Annotated in this window: 6 protein-coding genes; 4 read left to right on the top strand and 2 right to left on the bottom strand. The window is 64.7% G+C overall.

Going from position 1 to position 5,390, the window contains the following annotated elements:
* Positions 1-398 (bottom strand): isochorismatase family protein (locus FNJ47_RS44380; protein WP_163162871.1); only part of this gene is annotated, 398 nt, incomplete at its 3' end.
* A 57-nt stretch (positions 399-455) separates the two neighbouring features.
* Positions 456-1,064 carry a VOC family protein gene (locus tag FNJ47_RS44385; protein WP_163162873.1) on the bottom strand — a complete coding sequence of 203 codons (609 nt, stop codon included), beginning with the start codon at positions 1,062-1,064 and terminating at the stop codon, positions 456-458.
* A 134-nt stretch (positions 1,065-1,198) separates the two neighbouring features.
* Here FNJ47_RS44385 and FNJ47_RS44390 point away from each other — a divergent pair, with 134 nt between their 5' ends.
* From FNJ47_RS44390 to mdlC, 4 genes are all read left to right on the top strand, one after another.
* Positions 1,199-1,684 (top strand): winged helix-turn-helix transcriptional regulator, encoded by a 486-nt coding sequence (locus tag FNJ47_RS44390; protein ID WP_229194805.1) that lies wholly within the window; start codon positions 1,199-1,201, stop codon positions 1,682-1,684.
* Between the two features lie 83 nt (positions 1,685-1,767).
* Positions 1,768-2,151 (top strand): tautomerase family protein, encoded by a 384-nt coding sequence (locus FNJ47_RS44395; RefSeq protein WP_163162877.1) that lies wholly within the window; start codon positions 1,768-1,770, stop codon positions 2,149-2,151.
* Between the two features lie 128 nt (positions 2,152-2,279).
* Positions 2,280-3,167: a BJP family subclass B3 metallo-beta-lactamase gene (blaBJP, locus tag FNJ47_RS44400; protein WP_163162879.1), complete on the top strand. Its 888-nt coding sequence runs from the start codon at positions 2,280-2,282 to the stop codon at positions 3,165-3,167.
* A gap of 279 nt (positions 3,168-3,446) precedes the next feature.
* Positions 3,447-5,075, top strand: coding sequence for a benzoylformate decarboxylase (gene mdlC / locus FNJ47_RS44405; protein WP_163162882.1), 1,629 nt, complete (start codon positions 3,447-3,449; stop codon positions 5,073-5,075).
* Positions 5,076-5,390: the final 315 nt, after the last annotated feature.

Raw genomic sequence — 5,390 nt, forward strand, 5'->3', positions numbered from 1 at the left:
TTCAGCAGGAAGTCGAGATTGGTGTTGGCGAAGCCGCTCTGCCCCCAGTGCTCCGCGGCGATCAGATCGCCGGGCTTGGGCGCGAAATCCGGATGCCACTCCCCGCCCCACTCGCCGCGCGCAAAACTGTGGCGCTGCATGATCAAGCGCTGGCTCGGATTGGGATGATCCCAGCCCTCATAGTCACCCGGCTCCCAGCGACGGTGCGGAACGATGACCACTTGAATGCCGGCGGCCCGGATCGCACGATCGAGCTGGCGAAGGTTGTCGAGCAGCCCGACCTCGTCGGCGATCGGCTTGATGCGCGGAAACACCTTGCCGCCCTCGGACAGGAAATCATTGTAGGGGTCGACGAGAAGCAGCGCGGTTCGCTCGCGTGGATAGATGATCTCGGACATCGATCGCTCCTTGGCCATCAGGCGGCCGGTTGGATTTGCTGCAATGACGCAGCTCGTTCACTCCGGCAGCGGCTTGCCGGCCTGCTCTCGGACGATGTATTCGGCGTACCAATCGGGCCAGTTCGCATCGTGCCCGCCGGTCCGCTTCTCGTGCTCGCCATGGGCGATGGCTGCGCGGCGCAGCGCCGCCGCAAGATCCGCCGATGAGGAGAAGTTCGTGCTGTTGCCGTCGACGCGCCCGGGCAGGCGCTGCGTCACCTGCTGCAGCAGCCAGACATTGCCGTCGGGATCGTTGAAGGTGGCGAGCGCGCCATAGCTCGGCCGCTCCGGATCCGGTCCCTTAATGCGACCTTCCGGACCGCGGTGAAACACCTCGCTGACATCGGCGCCTCGCGCGATCAGCTCGGCGCGCGCCGCCTCGATATCGTTGACGATCAGGAAGCGCGGCAACGCGGGTCCCGAACCGAGATGGATCGAGGTCGGCGAACCCGGAGGCGTCAGCTGAACCGCGCGTGAGCCGTCGGGCCTGACGAAGTCGGCATCAAGCCGCCAGCCGAGATCCTGGTAGAAGCGCTTGGCCCGGTCGACGTCCGAAACGGGAATGACGACGACCTCGAGCTTCAGATCGACTGACGCTGCTGCTTGGCCTTTGCTTTCCGTGGTCATGGCTCGCTCCCTTTGCGCTGATCGGTTGGGCCGGAGGGCCCCATTGCATTCGCGGCGGCGATACGCCATATTACTATGAAAACCATAGTAACAAGCCCGATGAAGAAAACGTGATAATGAAAATGAAGGACAACATGGCTGACCAAACGCTCTGTCCTGTCGCCCGCGCCGAAACCGTCGTGGGCGACCGCTGGACCGTACTGGTTCTGCGTGAACTGTTCGCGCGAAATCATCGGTTCGAGGAGATCCAGGCGCAGACCGGGGGCACGCCGCAAATGATCACGGCGCGGCTGAAGAAGCTGGAGGCGGACGGGCTGCTGACGCGGCGGGTCTACAACAAGCGTCCGCTGCGCCACGAATATCACCTCACCGAGAAGGGCGAGGCGTTCTTTCCGGTGCTGATGGCGCTGCGCGCCTGGGGCGAGGCCTGGTGCAAGTCGCCGCGGGAGGGCCGCGCCATGAACTACACGCACCTCACCTGTGGCAAGCCGGCAGGACTAGGCCCCGTCTGCGAATCCTGCGGCAAGCCGGTCCGTCGCGAAGACATGGTCGGAGAACGGACAGCCAAATATCAAAAAGAGCGCGACGCACGATGGGACGCCTTCAAGGCGAGCCGCTGATCCATTCGGGCCGCCGATCGCCGTCACACTGCCGAAACATCTCGATCACGCGGGGCGCGCCCCGCACAACACAGGAGACCACCATGCCATTCGTTCGTATCGACCTGAAGCGCGGCAAGTCCGCCGAATATCGCAAGACGCTGGGTGAGATCGTCTACAAGGCGATGCGCGAGGTGATCAACGTGCCCGAGAACGACAAGTTTCAGGTCATCACCGAGCATGACCGCGGCGACCTGAACTACGCCGACAACTATATGGGCAACACCTATAGCGACGATCTCATCTTCATCCAGATCACCATGAACGCCGGGCGCACGGTCGAGATGAAGAAGGCGTTCTACAAGCGGATCGTGGACGATTATCAGAGCCAGTTGCAGGGACGGCCGGATGATGTCGTGATCAACCTCGTCGAGGTCGTCAAGGAGAACTGGTCGTTCGGCCACGGCATCGCGCAATACGCGAGCTGAACGCAGAACAGGAATGCGCCGGACGGACGGCCGCCTGCCCGGCGGCTCGCCTTCCGCCGCTTGCGGCCAGCATTGCCAGCACGCATAGTGCGGACCGTGCACGAACAACAACAAGCAGGGAGGCAACCATGAGGACGATCGCAGCCGCGCTGTGCGCGCTCGCGCTGATCGCAACCGGTGCGCAAGCAGAGACGCTGAAGGATTTCATGGCCGTCGTCATGAAGAAATGGACCGCGCCGTTCGAACCATTCGATCTGGTCGACAATATCTACTACGTGGGCACGGACGGCATCGCCGTCTACATCATCAAGACGTCGCAAGGGCTGATCCTGATGGACACGGCGATGCAGCAGTCGACCGGCATGATTAAGGACAACATCGCCAAGCTGGGCTTCAAGGAAGGCGACATCAAGATCATCCTCAACACCCACGCCCATCTCGACCACACCGGCGGCTTTGCCGAGATCAAGCAGGAGACCGGCGCGCAGATGATCGCCGGCGAGCGCGACAAGCCGCTGCTCGAGGGCGGCTATTATCCGGGCGACGAGAGCAACGCCGATCTCGCCTTTACGCCCGTCAAGGTCGACCGCACCGTCAAGGAAGGCGACAAGGTCACGCTCGGCGACGTGACGCTGACCGCGCACACGACCCCCGGCCATTCGCCCGGCTGCCCCAGCTGGGAGATGACGGTCAAGGACGGCAGCCAGCCACGCAACGTACTTTTTTTCTGCAGCGGAACGGTGGCGCTGAACCGGCTGGTCGGCCGTCCGACCTATGCCGGCATCATCGACGACTACCGCGCGACCTTCGCCAAGGTCAAGGCGATGAAGGTCGACGTGCTGCTCGGGCCGCATCCGGAGGTCTACGACATGCAGGCCAAGCGCGCCGAAATGAAGGACGGCGCGCCGAACCCGTTCGTCAAATCAGGCGAGAACGCCACCTATGTGGCCGGGCTCGAGCAGGATTTCGACAAGCAGCTCGCCAAGCAGGCGGCGGCCTTGCAGAAGGCCAATTAGGGAGTGCAGCGAAAGGTCATCCGTCATCCTGAGGAGCGCGCATAGCGCGTCTCGAAGGATGAACGGCCCGGTCAATGGCCACGCATCCTTCGAGGCTCGCTGCGCTCGCACCTCAGGACGACGTGGAATAACCGCCCGAGCGGCTTCTCGGCCGTTGCCGCGGCAACCATGGGCACGGCGGCTTGACATCGCCGGGCAATCCATCGACAGGTGGATTGCCTCTCCGCTTTTGCCGCGCGCAATGACGGAACCAAACAAGACAGAAATGGGAGCCGCCCGATGTCGTCGCGCAAACCCGCCGCCAGCAAAGGCAAGACCGTCACCGTCAAGGACGCCACCTTCGGCCTGCTGCGCGCGTGGGGCATCAAGAAGGTGTTCGGCAATCCCGGCTCAACCGAACTGCCGTTCCTGAGCGACTGGCCCGAGGACATCGATTACGTGCTCGGCCTGCAGGAAGCCTCCGTCGTCGGCATGGCCGACGGTTATGCGCTGGCGACGCGCAACGCCGCCTTCGTCAACCTGCATTCGGCGGCCGGCGTCGGCAACGCGCTCGGCAACATCTACAACGCCTATCGCAACCAGACCCCGATGGTGATCACCGCGGGCCAGCAAGCGCGCTCGATCATGCCGCTGCAGGCCTTCCTCTATGCCGAGCGCGCCTCGGAATTTCCGCGGCCTTACGTGAAATTTGCGGTCGAGCCGGCGCGCGCCGAGGACGTGCCGGCCGCGATCGCGCGGGCTTATTATGTCGCGATGCAGCCGCCCTGCGGGCCGACCTTCGTCTCGGTGCCGATCGACGACTGGGCGCATGCGACGCAGCCGCTCGATGCGCGCCAGGTCAGCCGCGAAATCGGCCCTGATGCGGCCGCGATGCGAGCGCTGGCGGCCGCGCTCGGCGAGGCCAAACACCCTGCCCTCATCGTCGGCCCCGCCGTCGATCGTGCCGAGGCAGTCGATCTCATGGTTGAGGTCGCCGAGAAGACCAGGGCTGCGGTCTGGGCCAGCCCGTTCTCGGCGCGCTGCTCGTTCCCCGAGCGGCATCCGCAATTCGCCGGCTTCCTGCATGCCGCGCCGGGCCAGCTCTCCGATGCGCTGCGAGAGCACGATCTCATCGTCGTGGTCGGCGCGCCGGTCTTCACCTTCCATGTCGAGGGCCATGCCGCAATCTTCGACGGCTCGGCCCCGATCTTCCAGATCACCGACGATCCCGATGCCGCCGCGATGACGCCAACCGGCCACAGCATCATCGCGACGATGAAGCCGGCGCTGTCGGCGCTGCTCGAGCTGCTGCCCGAGACCAGACGCACCGCACCCGCGGGCCGCATCCTGCCGCCCGCGCCCGCGGCCGGCGACCCGATCCCCGCCGAATACGCGCTGCACGCCCTCTCGGCCGCGATGGGCCCGCATGATGCGCTGGTCGAGGAAGTGCCGTCGCATCGTCCGCTGATGCAGAAGGCGATGCCGATGCGCGGCCAGGACAGCTTCTACACCATGGCGAGCGGCGGCCTCGGTTACAGCCTGCCGGCCGCGGTCGGCATGGCGCTCGGCCGCAGCACAGGGCGCACGGTCTGCCTGATCGGCGACGGCTCGGCGATGTATTCGATCCAGGCGCTGTGGACCGCTGCGCAGCGCAAGCTGCCGCTGACGGTCGTCGTGATGAACAATTCCGGCTATGGCGCGATGCGTTCGTTCAGCCAGGTGATGCAGGTACGCAACGTGCCCGGCCTCGATTTGCCCGGCATCGATTTCGTCAAGCTGGCCGAAGGCATGGGCTGCGACGCAGTGCGGGTGACGAAATCGGCCGAGCTTCCCGGCGCCTACCAGCGCGCCCTCTCGCATCAGGACACGAGCCTGATCGAGGTGACGGTCGATTCCGCGGTGCCGCTGCTCTACACGCAGAAGAGCTAGGGGCGGCAACGGCAGATCCGTACGATGGGTGGAGCGAAGCGATACCCATCGTTCTAGCCGCGGACACGAGTTGATGGGTTTCGCTTCGCTCTACCCATCCTACGCGAGCACGTGTTGCTGCTCCAACCCCGCTGCCGACAGCGTCGGCACTGCCGTCGTAAGGACGGCACCGGCGGTTGGGTTCCCTCCCCCCCTTGCGGGGGAGGGTTAGGGAGAGGGGTGCCGCACGGCATGCTCTCTCCAGTCTCAATGAAGTGCGCAATCGAGATTTGCGAAAGGGAGACTCACTGCAATATCTCGCCCGGGGCTTACCCC

Source organism: Bradyrhizobium uaiense (assembly GCF_010811875.1).
In the GTDB taxonomy this organism is placed as follows: Bacteria; Pseudomonadota; Alphaproteobacteria; order Rhizobiales; family Xanthobacteraceae; genus Bradyrhizobium; species Bradyrhizobium uaiense.